The 20,179-nt window shown below is 54.7% G+C and carries 20 protein-coding genes and 1 other annotated feature; of the genes, 14 read left to right on the top strand and 6 right to left on the bottom strand.

Going from position 1 to position 20,179, the window contains the following annotated elements; all coding sequences use genetic code 11:
- Window positions 1-15 precede the first annotated feature (15 nt).
- Window positions 16-531, bottom strand: a complete 516-nt coding sequence (gene yjjX, locus L3069_RS03255) for an inosine/xanthosine triphosphatase (protein ID WP_038415289.1) — start codon at window positions 529-531, stop codon at window positions 16-18.
- Window positions 532-579: 48 nt separating this feature from the next.
- Between yjjX and gpmB the strand changes: the two genes are divergently transcribed.
- The gene (gpmB, locus tag L3069_RS03260) at window positions 580-1,227 is read left to right on the top strand and encodes a 2,3-diphosphoglycerate-dependent phosphoglycerate mutase GpmB (RefSeq protein ID WP_006810187.1); all 648 of its coding nucleotides are present in this window, start codon (window positions 580-582) and stop codon (window positions 1,225-1,227) included.
- Here the strand turns inward: gpmB and robA are convergent.
- Entirely contained in the window at window positions 1,224-2,093 is an 870-nt protein-coding gene (robA, locus tag L3069_RS03265; protein ID WP_022646995.1) for an MDR efflux pump AcrAB transcriptional activator RobA, read from the bottom strand. The genes gpmB and robA overlap by 4 nt on opposite strands.
- A 214-nt stretch (window positions 2,094-2,307) precedes the next feature.
- Here robA and creA point away from each other — a divergent pair, with 214 nt between their 5' ends.
- Complete coding sequence (gene creA / locus L3069_RS03270; RefSeq protein ID WP_003856503.1) at window positions 2,308-2,778, top strand: protein CreA; 471 nt, start codon at window positions 2,308-2,310, stop codon at window positions 2,776-2,778.
- 48 nt (window positions 2,779-2,826) lie between these two features.
- Here the strand turns inward: creA and arcA are convergent, their stop codons facing one another.
- On the bottom strand, window positions 2,827-3,543 hold the full coding sequence (gene arcA / locus L3069_RS03275; protein ID WP_003856501.1) for a two-component system response regulator ArcA: 717 nt from the start codon (window positions 3,541-3,543) through the stop codon (window positions 2,827-2,829).
- Between the two features lie 95 nt (window positions 3,544-3,638).
- On the opposite strand from arcA, the gene yjjY reads away from it, so the two are divergent.
- The 7 genes from yjjY (at window position 3,639) to L3069_RS03310 (ending at window position 10,445) form a co-directional block, all read left to right on the top strand.
- Window positions 3,639-3,779: a protein YjjY gene (yjjY, locus tag L3069_RS03280; RefSeq protein ID WP_001541509.1), complete on the top strand. Its 141-nt coding sequence runs from the start codon at window positions 3,639-3,641 to the stop codon at window positions 3,777-3,779.
- A gap of 399 nt (window positions 3,780-4,178) precedes the next feature.
- A complete protein-coding gene (locus L3069_RS03285) occupies window positions 4,179-4,865 on the top strand; it encodes a tRNA/rRNA methyltransferase (RefSeq protein ID WP_038415292.1) in 687 nt (228 codons plus the stop codon).
- A gap of 211 nt (window positions 4,866-5,076) precedes the next feature.
- Window positions 5,077-5,145, top strand: a complete 69-nt coding sequence (thrL, locus tag L3069_RS03290; protein WP_015572623.1) for a thr operon leader peptide — start codon at window positions 5,077-5,079, stop codon at window positions 5,143-5,145.
- Window positions 5,084-5,201: a sequence feature (Thr leader region), on the top strand. (Overlaps the previous gene by 62 nt.)
- A 24-nt stretch (window positions 5,202-5,225) precedes the next feature.
- Window positions 5,226-7,688 carry a bifunctional aspartate kinase/homoserine dehydrogenase I gene (gene thrA, locus L3069_RS03295; RefSeq protein WP_038415294.1) on the top strand — a complete coding sequence of 821 codons (2,463 nt, stop codon included), beginning with the start codon at window positions 5,226-5,228 and terminating at the stop codon, window positions 7,686-7,688.
- A gap of 1 nt (window position 7,689) precedes the next feature.
- A complete protein-coding gene (gene thrB, locus L3069_RS03300; protein WP_023299286.1) occupies window positions 7,690-8,619 on the top strand; it encodes a homoserine kinase in 930 nt (309 codons plus the stop codon).
- A gap of 3 nt (window positions 8,620-8,622) precedes the next feature.
- Window positions 8,623-9,909: a threonine synthase gene (gene thrC, locus L3069_RS03305; protein WP_003856490.1), complete on the top strand. Its 1,287-nt coding sequence runs from the start codon at window positions 8,623-8,625 to the stop codon at window positions 9,907-9,909.
- Window positions 9,910-10,157: 248 nt separating this feature from the next.
- Entirely contained in the window at window positions 10,158-10,445 is a 288-nt protein-coding gene (locus tag L3069_RS03310; protein WP_022646999.1) for a DUF2502 domain-containing protein, read from the top strand.
- A 31-nt stretch (window positions 10,446-10,476) separates the two neighbouring features.
- Here L3069_RS03310 and yaaA read toward each other — a convergent pair whose 3' ends face one another.
- The gene (yaaA, locus tag L3069_RS03315) at window positions 10,477-11,250 is read right to left on the bottom strand and encodes a peroxide stress protein YaaA (protein WP_022650381.1); all 774 of its coding nucleotides are present in this window, start codon (window positions 11,248-11,250) and stop codon (window positions 10,477-10,479) included.
- Window positions 11,251-11,316: 66 nt separating this feature from the next.
- Entirely contained in the window at window positions 11,317-12,750 is a 1,434-nt protein-coding gene (locus L3069_RS03320; protein WP_038415297.1) for a sodium:alanine symporter family protein, read from the bottom strand.
- Window positions 12,751-13,012: 262 nt separating this feature from the next.
- On the opposite strand from L3069_RS03320, the gene tal reads away from it, so the two are divergent.
- The 3 genes from tal to L3069_RS03335 all read left to right on the top strand — a co-directional run bounded on the left by tal (window position 13,013) and on the right by L3069_RS03335 (window position 16,109).
- On the top strand, window positions 13,013-13,966 hold the full coding sequence (tal, locus tag L3069_RS03325; RefSeq protein ID WP_003856481.1) for a transaldolase: 954 nt from the start codon (window positions 13,013-13,015) through the stop codon (window positions 13,964-13,966).
- 110 nt (window positions 13,967-14,076) lie between these two features.
- Window positions 14,077-14,664: a molybdopterin adenylyltransferase gene (mog, locus tag L3069_RS03330; RefSeq protein ID WP_003856479.1), complete on the top strand. Its 588-nt coding sequence runs from the start codon at window positions 14,077-14,079 to the stop codon at window positions 14,662-14,664.
- Window positions 14,665-14,786: 122 nt separating this feature from the next.
- Window positions 14,787-16,109: an MFS transporter gene (locus L3069_RS03335; protein WP_023305417.1), complete on the top strand. Its 1,323-nt coding sequence runs from the start codon at window positions 14,787-14,789 to the stop codon at window positions 16,107-16,109.
- On the opposite strand, the gene satP is transcribed toward L3069_RS03335, so the two are convergent.
- Window positions 16,086-16,652: an acetate uptake transporter gene (satP, locus tag L3069_RS03340; RefSeq protein WP_022647004.1), complete on the bottom strand. Its 567-nt coding sequence runs from the start codon at window positions 16,650-16,652 to the stop codon at window positions 16,086-16,088. The genes L3069_RS03335 and satP overlap by 24 nt on opposite strands.
- A gap of 296 nt (window positions 16,653-16,948) precedes the next feature.
- On the opposite strand from satP, the gene dnaK reads away from it, so the two are divergent.
- On the top strand, window positions 16,949-18,862 hold the full coding sequence (gene dnaK, locus L3069_RS03345) for a molecular chaperone DnaK (RefSeq protein WP_006810169.1): 1,914 nt from the start codon (window positions 16,949-16,951) through the stop codon (window positions 18,860-18,862).
- Window positions 18,863-18,949: 87 nt separating this feature from the next.
- Entirely contained in the window at window positions 18,950-20,095 is a 1,146-nt protein-coding gene (dnaJ, locus tag L3069_RS03350) for a molecular chaperone DnaJ (RefSeq protein WP_008502040.1), read from the top strand.
- Window positions 20,096-20,179: the final 84 nt, after the last annotated feature.

The following is a 20,179-nucleotide window of genomic DNA, read 5'->3' on the forward strand; positions in this document are numbered from 1 at the left end:
ATCCGGCCTACAAACTTAACGATAAATCGCGTTATGGAACGGACTTAACGCCAGAATAACGGCCTGGTGGTAAACGCTCGAACGGGTGAGCTTGCCCGCGGTAAAGACGCCAATCGCCCCCTCTTTACGACCAATCTCATCAATGCCGGTGTAGTGCGACATTACCGGCCCCAGCGCCTCACCCGCGCGGACTTTCTCCAGTATGACCTCCGGCAGCGGCAGCGTGGCTGAACGCGCTTCGCCGCGCTGCTCGCGGCTTTCGATGACAACCCAGCTGAAGGTCGCCCCTTCGTCGATACCTGCTTCAATCGCGACCCAGAAGTCAGCATCTGGCACGGCGGCTTTTGCATTCGCCACGCGATTTCGTGCGCCAGCGCGTGTTTCCTCGCTGCCAAACGGCTGTTCCGGCACACCGCTCTCGACGCCGACGGCGTCAATATGGCAGGATCCTTCGCCGAAGATCTCTTCAAATGCCCTTAGAATTGCCTGAATTTTGGCAGGATTGGTGGTAGCAGAGACAACATGGTGCATAATTAAGCTCGATTTAAAAAATTCATCGCAGTATAACGGAAAAAAAGCATGTTACAGGTATACCTTGTTCGCCACGGTGAAACGCAGTGGAACGCCGAGCGACGTATTCAAGGCCAGTCAGACAGTCCTCTCACCGACAAAGGTGTGCAGCAAGCGTGGCAGGTGGCGGAACGCGCCAGAACGCTGGGTATCACTCACGTCATCTCCAGTGATTTAGGCCGCACGCAGCAGACGGCACGCATCATCGCCGATGCCTGTGGCTGCGACGTGACCCTTGAACCGCGCCTGCGCGAGCTGGATATGGGCGTGCTGGAAAAACGCCCTATCGATACGCTGACGGAAACCGAAGAAGGCTGGCGTCGCACGCTGGTGAACGGCACTGAAGATGGTCGCATCCCTGAGGGGGAATCCATGCAGGAGCTGAGCGTGCGCATGCATGCCGCGCTGGCCGAGTGCCTGAAACTCCCGGCAGGTAGCCGACCGCTGCTGGTGAGCCACGGTATCGCGCTGGGTTGCCTGGTAAGTACCATTCTGGGGCTGCCGGCTTACGCCGAGCGCCGTTTGCGTCTGCGCAACTGTTCCATTTCCCGTATCGACTATCAGGAAAGTGCCTGGCTGGCATCGGGGTGGGTGGTTGAGATGGCAGGGGACATTTCGCATCTTGATGCCCCTGCACTGGATGAGTTGCAGCGTTAACGACGTACCGGAATCAGGAATTCCATACGCAGATTGATAGGGCCTTCTTCCGGTTTTGCATCTTGCGCCGGATAGTAGCGCTCAATGTCCTGACCTTTACGGCGATTCAGATTCAGCATTGGCATGCAGGTCCCGTAAACGGTCAGGATGAACTCCTGAACGCCCGTTCCTAACCCTTCGTATGAGAACATCACATACTCGCCGCCTTCCAGCACGACAGGCTTCGAGCCATGAATGTAACCGTTCGCCATGTCAGGCGTCAGCGCCGTGGTATAGAACACTTCCTGCTCGTCATCTTTTTCCTGGCTTGGATACGTTTCGTTCAGGCCATACAGAATCGGCGGGATCGCCGGAGCGTGGCTTAAAAATTCGCGCCAGAACTGAACGCGCATCTGATGGCGGAACTCGGAGATCTGCTCCAGGGAACAGGAGTAGCTCTGCGTGGTGCCGACCAGGTGCGTTTCCGGCAGGGTGATGATTTCATATTTTGGCATCGCAAACTCGCCCAGACGCAGCGGCGGACGCATACCAAAGGAGCTCCAGTCCGGCGAGCGGCGATAAAGCGCTGGCGTTAACGAGAACTGTTTTTTAAAGGCGCGAGTGAAGGTTTGCTGTGAATCGAAGCGATATTGCAGGGCAATATCCAGGATTGGTCGCGCGGTCAGGCGCAACGCGACAGCAGACTTTGATAAACGACGTGCGCGAATATAGGCACCGATAGCATGACCGGTGACATCCTTGAACATCCTTTGCAGATGCCACTTGGAATAGCCTGCTTTTGCCGCCACATTATCCAGTGACAAAGGCTGGTCGAGATGACCTTCCAGCCAGGTGAGCAGGTCGCGAATAATTCCAGCCTGATCCATATACTATCCTCATCCTTAAAACTGCCGCAGGTGCCTGTTTACAGGTTAGCGGATAATAGCATTTTTTGACGTTTTAGCATTCAGTGTTTTTTTTGCGCATAAATGCTTTTTGTGGTGATTTAAGTGCGGATATATTCTAATCCTGTGATCTTGCTACATTTTTATCTAACCTGTTGAATAATCGCTCAGCGTAATTTTTATGAATGGTAACAATATGAAATACAAGGTTTTAGTCTTTGCAGCACTGGCGCTGATGGCAGGGCGCGTGGCACAGGCGGAGCAAATTGGCTCCGTGGACACCGTGTTTAAAATGTTTGGGCCGGACCACAAAATTGTGGTGGAGGCCTTTGACGATCCGGACGTTAAAAACGTCACCTGCTATGTCAGCCGGGCGAAGACCGGCGGGATTAAAGGCGGCCTGGGGCTGGCTGAAGACACGTCTGACGCGGCCATCTCCTGCCAGCAGGTTGGTCCGGTGGAATTGAGTGACAAAATTAAAAACGGCAAAGCGCAGGGCGACGTTGTATTCCAGAAACGGACCTCGCTGGTGTTCAAAAAGCTACAGGTGGTCCGTTTTTATGACGCGAAGCGCAACACACTGGCTTATCTGGCTTATTCCGACAAAGTCGTGGAAGGCTCACCGAAAAACGCGATTAGCGCGGTGCCGATTATGCCGTGGCATTGATAAAAAAAACGGCGCAAAAGCGCCGTTTTTTACTGCGTGACGGGAGGATTACTCCTGGAGGTCACCGCAGAAACGATAGCCTTCACCATGGATCGTGGCGATGATTTCCGGCGTATCAGGTGTAGATTCGAAATGTTTACGAATACGACGGATGGTTACGTCAACGGTACGATCGTGTGGCTTCAACTCACGACCGGTCATTTTCTTCAGCAGTTCTGCACGGGACTGGATCTTGCCCGGGTTTTCGCAGAAGTGCAGCATCGCGCGGAATTCACTGCGCGGCAGTTTGTACTGCTCACCGTTCGGGCTAATCAGCGAACGGCTATTGATATCAAGTTCCCAGCCGTTGAATTTGTAGCTGTCGACGCTACGACGCTCTTCACTGACCGTACCCAGATTCATGGTGCGGGACAGCAGGTTGCGTGCACGAATGGTTAACTCGCGAGGGTTGAACGGCTTGGTGATGTAGTCATCCGCGCCGATTTCCAGACCAAGAATTTTATCAACCTCGTTGTCACGGCCTGTCAGGAACATCAACGCGACGTTCGCCTGTTCACGCAGTTCGCGCGCCAGAAGAAGCCCGTTTTTGCCCGGCAGATTGATATCCATAATCACCAGGTTGATATCATTTTCAGAAAGGATCTGATGCATCTCTGCGCCATCGGTCGCTTCAAAGACATCGTAGCCTTCTGCTTCGAAAATGCTCTTTAACGTGTTGCGTGTTACCAACTCGTCTTCAACGATAAGAATGTGCGGGGTCTGCATGTTTGCTACCTAAATTGCCAACTAAATCGAAACAGGAAGTACAAAAGTCCCTGACCTGCCTGATGCATGTCGCAAATTAACATGATCGGCTTAACGTGACTAAAGTACGTAATTGCGTTCTTGATGCACTTTCCATCAACGTCAACAACATCATTAGCTTGGTCGTGGGTACTTTCCCTTTGGACCCGACAGTGTCAAAAACGGCTGTCATCCTAACCATTTTAACAGCAACATAACAGGCTAAGTGACACCGGACACCCAATAAAACTACGCTTCGTTGACATATATCAAGTTCAATTGTAGCACGTTAACAGTTTGATGAAATCATCGTAGCTGAATGCTAGCCTTTGTCACAATTTTTCAATAAACCAACTAGTTGCGGACATTGATTGATAAACGGTACGAATCCAATCGGAAAAGAGTATTCATAAGGTCATTATCATTACAAAACATAAGGATAATGGACTTCTGTTAACATTCTAACTGATTGTTCAGCCACAAAATAGTTTAGCTTTTTTTAATTGTTATGAAACGCTATTTCGGTGATTTGTGTTGCAAAATTGTAAATTCGTGCTGCGTAATATGTTGAAGTGAATCACATTTTTACCTGCTAACTGATTAAAAAGAGAGCATAAATGCATCTGTCGATTGTGCTGGTGGCACCAGCAAGAGCTGAAAATATTGGCGCTGCGGCGCGTGCCATGAAGACCATGGGTTTTACCGATTTGCGTATCGTAGACAGCGCGGCGCATCTGGAGCCTGCTGCGCGATGGGTGGCGCACGGTTCGGGTGATATTCTCGATAATATAACCACTTACGCTACGCTCGCTGAGGCGCTGCACGATATTTCGTTTACCGTCGCGACGACCGCGCGCAGCCGGGCGAAGTTTCATTATTACGCCACGCCTGCTGAACTGGTGCCACTACTGGAAGAAAAAAGCCAGTGGCTGGAGAAAGCCGCGCTGGTTTTTGGGCGAGAAGATTCCGGGCTAACTAACGAAGAACTGGAACTGGCTGACGTCCTGACGGGCGCGCCGATGGTGGCGGATTATCCGTCACTCAATCTGGGGCAGGCGGTGATGGTGTACTGCTATCAATTAGCATCCTTAATACAAATTTCTCAGCCGCCAGCGTCAGTAACGGATGAAAACCAGCTGGCGGCGCTGCGTATTCGTGCAGATAAGCTTCTCGAGCAACTGGGCGTCGCTGACGATCAAAAAATGGTGGACTGGTTACAGCAGCGCCTGGGGCGTCTTGAACAGCGCGACACGGCAATGCTGCACCGATTGCTTCATGATATTGAAAAAAAATTAGCCGAGTAAAATAGTGTCATAGGTTTTTATTATGGCCGATCCTGCTGATGTCTGGGGTTGCATCTGGGGTATTCCGATGAAAATAAATCTGCACGCAGCGGGACGTGAGAATGTCCCGAGTTGTGATCAAATTAAAAATTCATTGACTTAAGGTGTCCGATCCTTTAACCCTAAAAGAATAGAGCACAGACAGATAATAATGACAGAGTACACAACATCCATGAAACGCATCAGCATCACCACCATTACTACAACCATCATCATTACCACAGGTAACGATGCGGGCTGACGCGTACAGGAAAAACAGAAAAAAGCCCGCACCTGAACAGTGCGGGCTTTTTTTTCGGCTAAAGGAAATGAGGTAGAACCATGCGAGTGTTGAAGTTCGGCGGTACATCAGTGGCAAATGCAGAGCGTTTTCTGCGTGTTGCCGATATCCTGGAAAGTAACGCCAGGCAGGGGCAGGTTGCTACCGTGCTCTCTGCCCCGGCAAAAATCACGAACCACCTGGTGGCGATGATTGAAAAAACCATCGGTGGCCAGGATGCACTTCCGAACATCAGCGACGCCGAACGTATCTTCGCTGAACTGCTTCAGGGGCTGGCAGACGCCCAGCCTGGCTTCCCGCTGGCGCAGCTGAAAAGCACCGTGGAACTCGAATTTGCCCAGATTAAACACGTCCTTCACGGTATCAGCCTGCTGGGTCAATGCCCGGACAGCATCAACGCGGCGCTGATTTGCCGGGGTGAAAAACTCTCTATCGCCATCATGGCGGGCGTGCTGGAAGCGCGCGGTCACCACGTGACGGTCATCGATCCGGTTGAAAAACTGCTGGCTGTGGGACACTACCTTGAATCCGCCGTCGACATTGCCGAGTCGACACGCCGCATTGCGGCGAGCAAAATCCCGTCTGACCACATGATCCTGATGGCAGGCTTCACCGCCGGTAACGAGAAGGGCGAACTGGTGGTGCTGGGGCGTAACGGCTCTGACTACTCCGCTGCCGTGCTGGCGGCCTGTTTACGTGCAGACTGTTGTGAGATCTGGACTGACGTTGATGGTGTATATACCTGCGACCCGCGCCAGGTGCCGGACGCCAGGCTGTTGAAGTCGATGTCGTACCAGGAAGCGATGGAGCTTTCCTACTTCGGCGCCAAAGTGCTTCACCCACGTACCATCTCCCCGATTGCCCAGTTCCAGATCCCTTGCCTGATTAAAAACACCGGTAATCCGCAGGCGCCGGGTACGCTGATTGGCGCCAGCGCTGATGAAGATGACCTGCCGGTAAAAGGCATTTCGAACCTTAATAACATGGCGATGTTCAGCGTCTCTGGCCCGGGTATGAAAGGTATGGTTGGCATGGCGGCACGCGTATTTGCGGCCATGTCCCGTAACGGGATCTCCGTGGTGCTGATCACGCAGTCTTCTTCCGAATACAGCATCAGCTTCTGCGTCCCGCAGGGCGATTGCCTGCGCGCCCGTCGCGCGCTGGAAGAAGAGTTCTACCTGGAGCTGAAAGAAGAGCTGCTGGAGCCGCTCTCGATTCAGGAGCGTCTGGCCGTGATCTCCGTGGTAGGCGACGGCATGCGCACCCTGCGCGGAATCTCCGCCAAATTCTTTGCCGCCCTGGCGCGGGCCAATATCAATATCGTGGCGATTGCCCAGGGCTCATCAGAGCGTTCAATTTCCGTTGTCGTGGATAACGATGACGCCACTACCGGCGTGCGCGTGGTGCATCAGATGCTGTTCAACACCGACCAGGTGATTGAGCTGTTCCTGGTGGGCGTCGGCGGCGTCGGCGGCGCGCTGCTGGAGCAGGTAAAGCGCCAGCAGGAGTGGCTTAAGAAGAAACATATCGATTTGCGCGTCTGCGGAATTGCGAACTCGAAAGCGTTGCTGACTAACGTCCACGGTCTGAACCTGGAAAACTGGCAGGCGGAACTGGAAGAGGCGAAAGAGCCGTTCAACCTGGGTCGTCTGATCCGTCTGGTGAAAGAGTATCACCTGCTTAACCCGGTGATCGTCGACTGTACCTCCAGCCAGGCTGTGGCCGATCAGTACGCGGATTTCCTGCGCGAAGGTTTCCATGTGGTGACGCCGAACAAAAAGGCCAACACCTCGTCGATGGATTACTATCACCAGCTGCGTCTGGCGGCGAGCAAGTCGCGCCGCAAGTTTCTGTATGACACCAACGTGGGCGCAGGCCTGCCGGTCATCGAGAACCTGCAAAACCTGCTGAACGCGGGCGACGAACTACAGCGTTTCTCCGGCATCCTCTCCGGCTCCCTGTCGTTTATCTTCGGCAAGCTGGACGAAGGGATGAGCCTTTCGGAAGCCACCCGCGCCGCGCGCGAGCTGGGCTACACCGAGCCGGATCCGCGCGACGACCTCTCCGGTATGGATGTGGCGCGTAAGCTGCTGATCCTGGTGCGCGAAACCGGCCGCGAGCTGGAGCTTTCGGATATCGTGATTGAGCCGGTGCTGCCAGCAGAATTTGATGACAGCGGCGACGTCAGCGCTTTTATGGCCAGGTTGCCGCAGCTTGACGACGCCTTTGCCGCCCGCGTTGCGAAAGCCCGTGATGAAGGTAAGGTATTGCGCTATGTTGGCAATATTGAAGAAGACGGCGTCTGCCGCGTGAAGATTGCCGAAGTGGATGGCAACGATCCGCTGTACAAGGTGAAAAACGGCGAGAACGCCCTGGCGTTCTACAGCCATTATTATCAGCCACTGCCGCTGGTACTTCGCGGCTATGGCGCAGGGAATGATGTGACGGCGGCGGGCGTGTTTGCCGATCTGCTGCGTACCCTGTCATGGAAGTTAGGAGTTTAAGATGGTTAAAGTATATGCCCCGGCTTCCAGCGCCAATATGAGCGTCGGATTTGACGTGCTGGGCGCGGCGGTTACGCCGGTGGATGGTTCGCTGCTGGGCGATACGGTAACGGTTGAGGCGGCAGAGCGCTTCAGCCTGAATAACGTCGGCCGTTTTGCCAGCAAGCTGCCGCCTGAACCGCGTGAGAATATCGTTTATCAGTGCTGGGAACGCTTCTGTCAGGAGATCGGTAAAAACGTGCCGGTCGCCATGACGCTGGAAAAGAGCATGCCGATTGGTTCGGGACTCGGCTCCAGCGCCTGCTCGGTGGTCGCCGCGCTGGTGGCGATGAATGAGCACTGCGGCAAGCCGCTGAACAACAGCCGCCTGCTGGCGCTGATGGGCGAGCTGGAAGGGCGCATCTCCGGCAGCATTCATTATGATAACGTGGCGCCGTGCTTCCTTGGCGGCATGCAGCTGATGATTGAAGAAAATGGCATCATCAGCCAGCAGGTGCCAGGGTTTGATGAGTGGCTGTGGGTGCTTGCCTATCCGGGCATTAAGGTTTCTACCGCCGAAGCGCGTGCGATCCTGCCGGCGCAGTATCGTCGTCAGGACTGTATCGCCCACGGGCGTCATCTGGCGGGCTTTATTCATGCCTGCTATACCCGACAGCCGCAGCTGGCGGCGAAACTGATGAAAGACGTTATTGCCGAGCCGTATCGCACGAAGCTGCTGCCGGGCTTTAACGAAGCGCGACAGGCATCCATGGATATCGGCGCACAGGCGTGCGGCATCTCCGGCTCCGGCCCAACGCTGTTCGCCTTATGCGACAAGCCAGACACCGCGCAGCGCGTGGCGGACTGGCTCTCTAAACACTACCTGCAAAATCAGGAAGGCTTTGTTCATATTTGCCGTCTGGACACGGCTGGCGCACGAGTACTGGGATAACGAATGAAACTCTACAACCTTAAAGATCATAACGAGCAGGTCAGCTTTGCGCAGGCGGTAACGCAGGGTTTGGGCAAAAATCAGGGGCTGTTCTTCCCCCACGACCTGCCGGAATTTCAACTGACTGAAATCGATGAACTGCTTAAGCAGGACTTTGTCACCCGCAGCACCAAAATTCTGTCTGCGTTTATTGGCGACGAAATCCCGCAGGAGCTGCTCGAAGAGCGCGTGCGCGCGGCGTTTGCTTTCCCGGCCCCGGTGAAGCAGGTGGAGCCTGACGTTGGCTGTCTGGAGCTGTTCCACGGCCCGACGCTGGCGTTCAAAGATTTCGGCGGTCGCTTTATGGCGCAGATGCTGACCCACATCAGCGGCGACAAACCGGTGACCATCCTGACCGCGACCTCAGGTGATACCGGTGCGGCGGTGGCTCATGCGTTCTACGGCCTGAAAAACGTCCGCGTGGTGATCCTCTATCCGAAAGGCAAAATCAGCCCGCTTCAGGAAAAACTGTTCTGCACTCTTGGGGGCAACATTGAAACCGTGGCGATCGACGGCGATTTCGATGCCTGCCAGGCGCTGGTGAAGCAGGCCTTTGATGACGAAGAGCTGAAGGCGGCGCTGGGGCTGAACTCTGCCAACTCCATCAACATCAGCCGTCTGCTGGCGCAGATCTGCTACTACTTCGAAGCGGTGGCCCAGCTGCCGCAGGACGCGCGCAATCAGCTGGTAGTTTCTGTGCCAAGCGGGAACTTCGGCGATCTGACGGCGGGCCTGCTGGCGAAATCACTCGGCCTGCCGGTGAAGCGCTTTATCGCCGCTACCAACGCCAACGACACCGTGCCGCGTTTCCTGAAGGACGGAAAATGGGCGCCGAACGCGACGCAAGCCACGCTCTCCAATGCGATGGATGTGTCACAGCCTAACAACTGGCCGCGTGTGGAAGAGCTGTTCCGCCGTAAGGTCTGGCGTCTGGGCGACCTGGGCTACGCAGCGGTGACGGACGAAACCACGAAAGCCACCATGCGCGAGCTGAAAGCGGTGGGCTATACCTCTGAGCCGCACGCGGCGATTGCCTATCGTGCCCTGCGCGATCAGCTTCAACCGGGTGAGTATGGCCTGTTCCTCGGTACCGCCCATCCGGCCAAGTTCAAAGAGAGCGTGGAAGCGATCCTGGGTGAAACGCTGCCGCTGCCAAAAGAGCTGGCCGAGCGCGCCGACCTGCCGTTGCTGTCCCATGAGCTGCCCGCAGACTTTGCCGCACTGCGTAAGCTGATGATGACCCGAGCGTGAGTTTATTGCCCGGTGGCGGCTACGCCTTACCGGGCCTGGAACATTTCAGAAAGTAGGCCGGGTAAGGCGAAGCCGCCACCCGGCTTTTTTATGGAGAAAATAAGGAGAAAAACAGCAGGAAAAAAGCAGAAATTCCCAATAAATGCGGTTACTTAGGGTTTAGGATTGCAGAGAATAACATCCACCGTTCCCATCACGTACTCTCCTTACATCGGCCCACGTTGGGCAAGAAGAATAAGGAGTCACCTATGTCTACACTGAAACCTGCACTTATCGCGCTTTCACTGATGCTGGTCGCTCCCATGGCGGTGCAGGCAGCTGAGATCACCCTCGTCCCTGCGGTAAAACTGCAAATTGGCGATCGGGATAATAACGGACACTACTGGGATGGCGGCCGCTGGCGCGACCATGACTGGTGGAAAGCGCACTATGACTGGCGCGATAACCACTGGCGTCCGCACGATGAACATCGCGATCGTCACGATCATCACCGTCATGACGATCATCGCCCGGGGCCGGACCGGAAGCACCATTAACACAAACCCCGCCAGCTGGCGGGGTTGTCTTTTATTGCTCGTGACGCTTAAACACCAGCTCGTTTTTTCCTGACGATGCCTCGTCGAAGAAATACCCTTCACTGTTAAAGCCAGTGAGCTGCTCTGGCTTCGTCAGGCGGTTTTGAATGATGAAACGGCTCATCAGACCGCGCGCTTTTTTGGCGTAGAAGCTGATCACTTTAAATTTGCCGTTTTTCTCGTCGAGGAACACCGGCTTGATAATGTCCGCATCCAGCTTTTTCGGCTTCACCGATTTGAAGTACTCATCGGAGGCCAGGTTGATCACCACGTTGTCCCCCTGGGCTTGTAGCGCCGCGTTAAGCTTATCGGTAATGACATCGCCCCAGAACTGGTACAAATCTTTGCCTTTGGCGTTTTCCAGGCGGATACCCATCTCCAGACGATATGGCTGCATCAGATCCAGCGGGCGCAGCACCCCGTACAGGCCGGATAACATGCGCAGATGCTGCTGGGCAAAATCGAAATCGGCTTCGCTAAACGTTTCTGCTTGCAGGCCAGTGTAGACGTCACCTTTGAAGGCCAACAGCGCCTGGCGGGCGTTAGCGGGCGTGAAGTCAGGCTGCCACTCGTGAAAACGGGTGGCGTTCAGGTCGGCGAGTTTATCACTGATGCTCATCAGCGAAGCGATTTGCGGAGCCGAAAGCTTACGCGCCTCGTGGATCAGCTGTTGCGAGTAGTCCAGCAATTCCGGCTGGGTATAACGCTCAGTGGCGAGCGGGCTCTGGTAGTCGAGCGTTTTGGCAGGTGAAATCAGAATCAGCATATCCAGTCCTTGCAGGAAATTTAGAGCGACTTTAACAAAAAATCGCCCTGAATTGATCGATAGCTGTTATTGCCGCGGCAAATCATCCCAGGTGCCAGGGGCAATTTGTGATTCGATTTCGGGATAGCGTGAGGCGTCAAAGACGGGCTGTACGCCGAGCTTGCGCTGACGCAGATAATCGCGCGCGATCAGCGCCACAACCGGTGAAAGAAGCAAAATTGCCGTCAAATTGGTGATGGCCATCAGCGCCATAATGACATCCGCCAGTTGCCAGATCATCGGCATGCTAAGCAGGCAACCGACAAATACCATCGCCAGCACACCCGCGCGAAGGATGTTGCGGGCAAGACGCGAGTCAACTTTCAGGAAAATAAGGTTGTTCTCGGCATAGATATAGTTCACCACAATAGAACTGAAGGCAAAAAGCCCCACGACAAGGGCGACAAGGCCTGCGCCCCAACCGCCGACGAGGGAGACCAGCGCCTGTTGTACCCAGTGAATGCCTGCTGTACTGCCGGATGGATGTTCAACGGCGCCGGACAGCAACATTATCATCGCACTGGCGGAGCAGATAACAATGGTGTCTGTGAAGACGCCAATCATCTGTACAATGCCCTGCGCGGCGGGATGCGGGGGCCAGGATGCGGCCGCTGCGGCGGCATTCGGCGTGGAGCCCATTCCCGCCTCGTTGGAGAACATGCCTCGCTGAAAACCCGCAGTGAGAGCCTGGCTAAGGGTGTAACCCAGCGCGCCGGAAGCCGCTTCGCGCCAGCCGAACGCGCTTTGGAAAATGGTGACGATGACGTTCGGCACCTCGTCGATATGTATCGCGCATACCATCAGGCTGGTTGACACCCACAGCAGCGCCATCAGCGGAACCAGCCACTGCATCAGGCGGGCAACCCCTCTCAGCCCGGTCACAATGGTCAGCAGGGTGAGAAGGGCAAGCGCGCTGCCCGTCAGCCACTCCGGACAATTGAAGGCAAAGCGCAGCGCGTGGGCGACGGAATTAGCCTGAACGGTATTGAAAATAAGACCATAGGCCATCAGTAAAAAGATTGAGAACAGGACGCCCATCCAGCGCATTCCCAGTCCGCGAGCCATATACCAGGCGGGGCCGCCGCGAAATTGACCGTTGCCGTCTTTTTCTTTGTAGAGCTGCGCAAGCGAGCATTCAGCAAAGGAGGTGGCCATACCGATAATCGCCGTCACCCACATCCAGAATACCGCGCCCGGACCGCCCGCGCCGATTGCCAGCGCGACACCGGCCAGGTTACCGCTGCCGACGCGCGCGGCCAGGCTGGTACAGAGCGCCTGAAATGAGGTCAGGCCGCCCGGCTGTGGTGTGACGCTGTTTTTCAGACTTCTGCCAAATTTGCGAATATAGCGAAACTGAATCAGTCCGCTGCGCCACGTAAACCAGATACCTGCCCCTGAAAGCAGGTATATCATGATTGAACCCCAGAGAACTTCGTTAATAAAGAAAAAGAAATCAGGCACTAACGTCCCTCTTGTTGATGCCAACGTGAATATGTAAGCGCTACCACTGATTGTGCATGCTGTTACTTAGCAGCCTGTTAATATTCTGAGTTTATCATACTCTGCCTAAGCGCACTGTCTGCGGTTGCGCTGCCTCTCACTCGTGTTATCATCAGGGCAGACCGGTTACATCCCCCTAACAAGTAAACCTGTCATTTTTCCGCTGCTGGCAGGCTGTCGGTAGTGTGAATTATCCAGGGAACGTTAAAAGAGAAACACTATCATGACGGATAAATTGACCTCCCTTCGTCAGTTCACCACTGTCGTCGCTGACACCGGAGATATTGCGGCAATGAAGCTGTACCAGCCGCAGGATGCTACAACCAACCCTTCTCTGATCCTTAACGCCGCGCAGATCCCTGAGTATCGCAAACTGATCGACGAGGCGGTGACCTGGGCAAAAGCACAGAGCAATGACCGCGCGCAGCAGGTTGTGGATGCGACTGACAAACTGGCAGTAAACATCGGTCTGGAAATCCTGAAGCTCGTTCCTGGCCGTATCTCTACTGAAGTTGATGCTCGCCTGTCCTACGACACCGAAGCGTCTATTGCCAAAGCAAAACGCCTGATCAAACTGTACAACGATGCGGGCATCAGCAACGACCGTATCCTGATCAAACTGGCCTCTACATGGCAGGGCATTCGCGCCGCTGAGCAGCTGGAAAAAGAAGGGATCAACTGTAACCTGACTCTGCTGTTCTCCTTCGCACAGGCGCGTGCATGTGCCGAAGCTGGCGTATACCTGATTTCTCCGTTTGTGGGCCGTATTCTGGACTGGTACAAAGCCAACACCGACAAGAAAGAGTATGCGGCGTCTGAAGATCCAGGCGTGATTTCCGTGACGGAAATCTACGAATACTACAAACAGCACGGCTATGAGACCGTTGTTATGGGCGCAAGCTTCCGTAACGTCGGTGAAATCATTGAGCTGGCTGGCTGTGACCGCCTGACCATCGCCCCTGCGCTGCTGAAAGAGCTGGCAGAAAGCGAAGGTGCTATCGAGCGTAAACTGTCCTACACCGGTGAAGTGAAAGCGCGCCCAGAGCGCATCACCGAGTCCGAGTTCCTGTGGCAGCACAACCAGGATCCAATGGCCGTAGATAAACTGGCGGACGGTATCCGTAAGTTTGCTATCGACCAGGAAAAACTGGAAAAAATGATCGGCGACCTGCTGTAATCATTCTGCGTGACCGGGTTCCCGGTCACGCCTCTTTCCCCCGCCTCTGTCTGAATTTTCTCTCTGCGTGTATCATTCCCTTTAATCAGTACTTTTTGAATGGAATGGATATGAATACCTTACGCATCGGCTTAGTGTCGATTTCTGACCGCGCCTCCAGCGGTGTTTATCAGGATAAAGGCATCCCTGCTCTGGAAGCGTGGCTGGGCAGCGCGCTCACTACCCCGTTTGAGATCCAGACTCGCCTGATCCCGGACGAGCAGCCGATCATCGAGCAGACCCTGTGTGAGCTGGTGGATGAGATGAGCTGCCACCTTGTGCTGACGACGGGCGGAACCGGCCCCGCGCGCCGCGATGTAACGCCGGACGCGACGCTGGCTATCGCCGATCGTGAAATGCCGGGCTTCGGTGAACAGATGCGCCAGATCAGTCTACACTTTGTCCCGACGGCCATTCTTTCCCGTCAGGTCGGGGTGATCCGCAAACAGGCGCTGATCCTGAACCTGCCGGGGCAGCCGAAGTCGATAAAAGAAACGCTGGAAGGAGTAAAAGCCGAAGACGGGAGCGTTATCGTCCACGGTATCTTTGCAAGTGTACCGTATTGTATACAACTGCTTGACGGTCCGTACGTGGAAACTGACGGCAACGTGGTAGCAGCATTTCGCCCTAAAAGCGCTCGCCGCGAAACAATCTCCTGAAAATGCTTTAAATGTGACATTAGCGCCAGCCGCAGTAGCGTGTAAATGGATTTACGATATAGTAATTTTTTCTTTACGATTACTGTAAAAAATAATCCACAACACATGCACAATGGTTCGCTATGTCACATAACACCCGACCTCTGAATCGACAGGACTACAAAACCCTCACGCTCGCTGCTCTGGGCGGCGCGCTGGAGTTTTACGACTTCATCATCTTTGTCTTCTTCGCCGCCGTCGTGGGGGCGCTGTTTTTCCCGGCGGATATTCCTGAATGGCTGCGTCAGGTGCAAACCTTCGGCATTTTCGCTGCCGGGTATCTGGCGCGTCCGCTGGGCGGCATTGTTATGGCGCACTTTGGCGATCTGGTTGGGCGCAAGAAGATGTTTACCCTCAGCATCCTGCTGATGGCCGTGCCGACGCTGGCGATTGGCCTTTTGCCTACCTATGAGTCGATGGGCATTATCGCCCCGTTATTGCTGCTGCTGATGCGTATTCTTCAGGGCGCGGCCATCGGCGGGGAAGTGCCGGGCGCGTGGGTGTTTGTCGCTGAGCACGTCCCGGTGCGCCGCATCGGCATTGCGTGCGGAACCCTGACCGCAGGACTGACGATCGGGATTCTGCTTGGCTCCGTGGTTGCAACCATCATCAATACCAGCATGACGCAACAGGCCGTTCACGACTGGGGCTGGCGTATCCCGTTCCTGCTGGGCGGGGCGTTTGGGCTGGTGGCAATGTACCTGCGACGTTGGTTGCAGGAGACGCCAGTATTTCTGGAAATGCAGCAGCGGAAGGCGCTGGCGCAAGAATTGCCGGTAAAAACCGTAGTAGTGCGGCATAAAAAAGCGGTAGTCGTGTCGATGCTTCTGACCTGGCTGCTGTCTGCGGGTATCGTGGTGGTCATTTTGATGTCGCCGGTCTGGCTGCAAAAACAGTACGGTTTTGCGCCTGCTGTGACGTTACAGGCGAACAGTATCGCGACAATTATGCTCTGCTTTGGCTGTCTGGCCGCGGGACTGGCGGCGGATCGTTTCGGTGCCAGCGTGACCTTTATTGTCGGCAGCCTGCTGCTGGCCGCGTCGAGCTGGGCATTCTACCATCTTGCGGGCAGCCATCCTGAACAGTTGTTCCTGCTGTACGGCATCGTCGGGCTGTGCGTGGGCGTCGTTGGCGCCGTACCGTACGTAATGGTCCGCGCCTTCCCGCCGGAGGTACGCTTCACCGGCATCTCATTCTCTTATAACGTCTCGTATGCCATTTTCGGTGGGCTGACCCCGATTGTGGTCACGGTGTTGATGGGGCTGTCACCCCTTGCACCTGCATGGTACGTGCTGGCGTTATCGCTGATGGGGCTGGTATTGGGGATGTGGCTTCGCCAGTCAGAGGGATGTCGTGCCCGCGACGCGGGCACGACAGAGGGATCAGTGTTTTTCACCAATCGGTAATACGGTGCGGCCGAACTGCTCGTTCAGCACTTCACCCATTGCCAGGTAGATAGCGCTTGCGCCGCACACCAGACCGACCCAGCCGGCAACGTGAACGATGCCTTCGTTATCCGCCAGGTGACCCGCGGCAAGCAGAGCGAACAGCACGGTCAGGCTCAGGAAGACGAATTGCAGCGCGCGGTTCGCCTTCAGGGTGCCGAAGAACATGAACAGGGTGAACACGCCCCACAGTCCCAGGTACACGCCCAGGAAATGGGCGTTTGAAGCATCTGCCAGGCCCATTTTAGGCATCAGCAGAATGGCGACCAGCGTCAGCCAGAACGAACCGTAAGAGGTAAAGGCGGTTAAGCCGAAGGTATTGCCTTTCTTATATTCCAGCAGGCCCGCGAAAATTTGCGCGATACCGCCGTAAAAAATGCCCATCGCCAGGATTACGCCGTCCATCGGGAACATCCCGATGTTGTGCAGGTTCAGCAGAATGGTGGTCATGCCAAAACCCATCAGGCCCAGCGGAGCCGGATTAGCCAACTTAGTGTTGCCCATAAGTCCTCAAAAAAATCATCATTAATATGGTGAAATGGTTAAACCCGCGCCAGTTCTACCTGACGGGGCGCGGCATCATAATGGGCGGCATCGGCGCCGTCTATGATCTCATCGGGGTGAAATTAAAAAATTTTTTATCCTTCCCCCTTGATGGATGCCGTTGTGACCCCATCTTGTAAGCAACCGCAGTGTGTGGACCTGAAAAAAATCAAATCTGGGCAGTTGAAAAAGTACGTTCTGCCCTTATTACAGGTACACAACCACATGTTGACTGAATTTTTAGTGGAGACGTTTAGATGGGTAAAATTATTGGTATCGACCTGGGTACTACCAACTCTTGTGTAGCGATTATGGATGGCACTACTGCACGTGTGCTGGAGAACGCCGAGGGCGATCGCACCACGCCTTCTATCATTGCTTATACCCAGGATGGTGAAACTCTGGTTGGTCAGCCGGCTAAACGTCAGGCAGTGACAAACCCGCAAAACACCCTGTTTGCGATCAAACGCCTGATTGGCCGCCGCTTCCAGGACGAAGAAGTTCAGCGTGACGTTTCCATCATGCCTTACAAAATCATCGCAGCCGATAACGGCGATGCATGGCTTGATGTGAAAGGCACCAAAACTGCACCTCCGCAGATCTCTGCTGAAGTGCTGAAGAAAATGAAGAAAACCGCGGAAGATTACCTGGGTGAACCGGTAACTGAAGCTGTTATCACCGTACCTGCTTACTTCAACGATGCTCAGCGTCAGGCAACCAAAGATGCTGGCCGTATCGCAGGTCTGGAAGTAAAACGTATCATCAACGAACCAACCGCAGCTGCGCTGGCTTACGGTCTGGACAAAGAAGTTGGCAACCGCACTATCGCGGTTTACGACCTGGGTGGTGGTACCTTCGATATCTCTATTATCGAAATCGACGACGTTGACGGCGAAAAAACCTTCGAAGTTCTGGCAACCAATGGTGATACCCACCTGGGTGGTGAAGACTTCGATACCCGTCTGATCAACTACCTCGTTGACGAGTTTAAGAAAGATCAGGGCATTGACCTGCGTAACGACCCGCTGGCCATGCAGCGCCTGAAAGAAGCCGCTGAGAAAGCGAAGATCGAGCTGTCTTCCGCTCAGCAGACCGACGTGAACCTGCCGTACATCACCGCAGACGCGACCGGTCCAAAACACATGAACATCAAAGTGACCCGTGCGAAACTGGAAAGCCTGGTAGAAGACCTGGTGAACCGTTCTATCGAGCCACTGAAAGTTGCATTGCAGGACGCTGGCCTGTCCGTGTCTGATATTCAGGACGTTATCCTGGTAGGTGGTCAGACTCGTATGCCAATGGTTCAGAAGAAAGTTGCTGAATTCTTTGGTAAAGAGCCACGTAAAGACGTGAACCCGGACGAAGCGGTTGCTATCGGTGCTGCGGTTCAGGGTGGTGTTCTGACGGGTGAAGTGAAAGACGTACTGCTACTGGACGTTACTCCGCTGTCACTGGGTATCGAAACCATGGGTGGCGTGATGACTCCGCTCATCAACAAAAACACTACTATCCCGACGAAACACAGCCAGGTGTTCTCCACCGCTGAAGACAACCAGTCTGCGGTAACCATCCATGTGATTCAGGGTGAGCGTAAGCGTGCGGCGGATAACAAATCTTTGGGTCAGTTCAACCTGGACGGTATTAACCCGGCACCACGCGGCATGCCACAGATCGAAGTCACCTTCGACATCGATGCTGACGGTATCCTGCACGTGTCTGCGAAAGACAAAAACAGCGGTAAAGAGCAGAAGATCACCATCAAGGCATCTTCTGGCTTGAACGAAGCGGAAATCGAAAAAATGGTTCGTGATGCCGAAGCTAATGCGGAATCCGACCGTAAGTTCGAAGAGCTGGTTCAGACCCGTAACCAGGGTGACCATCTGCTGCACAGCACCCGTAAGCAGGTTGAAGAAGCGGGCGATAAACTGCCAGCGGAAGACAAAACTGCGATCGAAACTGCACTGAGCGCGCTGGAAACGTCTCTGAAAGGCGAAGACAAAGCGGACATTGAAGCGAAGATGCAGGAGCTGGCACAGGTTTCTCAGAAGCTGATGGAAATCGCTCAGCAGCAGCACGCACAGCAGCAGGCGGGCGCTGATGCTTCCCAGAACAACGCGAAAGACGACGATGTTGTCGACGCTGAGTTCGAAGAAGTGAAAGATAAAAAATAATCGCCCTGATGCAGGGTAATTAATCGGCACGGGCGTAGGAGTATTCTCCACGCCCGTGCTCGCATGTTAAGGGGCTTAAAAAAACCAATGGCAAAGCAAGACTATTACGAGATTTTAGGCGTTCCGAAAACTGCGGAAGAGCGTGAAATCAAAAAGGCATATAAGCGCCTGGCCATGAAATTCCACCCTGACCGTAATCAGGGTGACAAAGAGGCTGAAGCCAAATTTAAAGAGATTAAAGAAGCCTACGAAGTCCTGACCGATGCACAAAAACGTGCGGCTTATGACCAGTATGGTCACGCGGCCTTTGAACAGGGCGGCATGGGCGGCGGTGGATTTGGTGGCGGCGGCTTCGGCGGCGGCGCTGATTTCAGCGACATCTTTGGCGATGTATTTGGCGATATCTTCGGCGGCGGTCGTGGTCGTCAGCGCGCGGCGCGCGGCGCAGATCTGCGCTATAACATGGACCTGACACTGGAAGAAGCGGTTCGTGGCGTAACCAAAGAGATCCGTATCCCGACGCTGGAAGAGTGTGACGTTTGCCACGGCAGCGGCGCGAAAGCGGGGACTCAGCCACAGACCTGTCCAACCTGTCACGGTTCCGGTCAGGTGCAGATGCGCCAGGGCTTCTTCGCGGTGCAGCAGGCCTGTCCGCATTGTCATGGTCGCGGTACGCTGATTAAAGATCCGTGCACCAAATGCCACGGTCACGGTCGCGTGGAGAAAACCAAAACGCTGTCCGTTAAGATCCCGGCAGGCGTAGATACGGGCGACCGCATCCGTCTGGCAGGTGAGGGGGAAGCTGGCGAGCACGGCGCACCGGCAGGGGATCTGTACGTTCAGGTTCAGGTTAAACAGCACGCCATCTTCGAGCGTGAAGGTAACAACCTGTACTGTGAAGTGCCGATCAACTTTGCGATGGCGGCGCTGGGCGGCGAAATCGAAGTGCCGACGCTGGACGGTCGCGTTAACCTGAAAATCCCTGGCGAAACCCAGACCGGGAAGCTGTTCCGCATGCGCGGCAAAGGCGTTAAATCCGTTCGCGGTGGCGCGCAGGGTGACCTGTTATGCCGCGTGGTCGTTGAAACGCCGGTCGGCCTGAACGACAAGCAGAAACAGCTGCTGAAAGAGCTTCAGGAGAGTTTTGGTGGCCCGACGGGTGAGAAAAACAGCCCGCGCTCCAAAAGCTTCTTCGATGGCGTCAAAAAATTCTTCGACGATTTAACCCGCTAACCTGCCAGCTGGTTACTATCCTTTAAAGCCCGGAAGCGATTCCGGGCTTTTTGCTTTATAGCGTTATTCCTCGGTTAAACTGAA

Origin of the sequence: Enterobacter cloacae complex sp. ECL411 (genome assembly GCF_021869665.1) — a bacterium.
GTDB lineage: Bacteria > Pseudomonadota > Gammaproteobacteria > Enterobacterales > Enterobacteriaceae > Enterobacter > Enterobacter intestinihominis.